Here is a 539-nt window from a genome sequence, read left to right as displayed (position 1 = left end):
CCCGCCGCCGCGCGCAACGCGGGCCGGCGGGCGGCCGGCACGCCGTGGGTGGCGTTCCTCGACGACGACGTGGTGCCCCGGCCGGGCTGGTACGAGGCCGCCCTGGACGATCTCGCGGACCTGCCGGGTGACGTGGCGGGCAGCCAGGGACGCATCGAGGTGCCGCTGCCCGCGCACCGCAGGCCGACCGACGCGGAGCGTCACACCGCAGGGCTGGCCGGGGCCGCGTGGATCACCGCTGACATCGCCTACCGGCGGGAGGCGCTGGAGAAGGTCGGCGGGTTCGACGAGCGCTTCCCCCGGGCCTACCGGGAGGACGCCGACCTGGCCCTGCGGATGGCGGGCGCCGGTTACCGGCTGGTGCGGGGGCGGCGGGTGACGGTGCACCCGGTGCGCGACGACGGGTTCTGGTCGAGTGTGCGGTTCCAGAGGGGCAACGCCGACGACGCGCTGATGCGCCGGGTCCACGGCCCGTCGTGGCGGGAGGCCGTCGGCGGCACGCGGGGCCGGCTGCGCGGGCACGCCGTCACGACCGGGCT

The 539-nt window shown here is 77.9% G+C and carries 1 protein-coding gene; it reads left to right on the top strand.

Annotation, left to right across the window (positions count from 1 at the left end):
• On the top strand, positions 1-539 hold a 539-nt coding region (locus DQW85_RS21620; protein WP_113702109.1), incomplete at both ends, for a glycosyltransferase.

The organism is Nonomuraea lactucae, from assembly GCF_003313395.1.
GTDB classification, from domain to species: Bacteria; Actinomycetota; Actinomycetes; order Streptosporangiales; family Streptosporangiaceae; genus Nonomuraea; species Nonomuraea lactucae.
The sequence above is the reverse complement of the archived record's forward strand: the minus strand, read 5'-3'. Positions and strand labels throughout refer to the sequence as shown.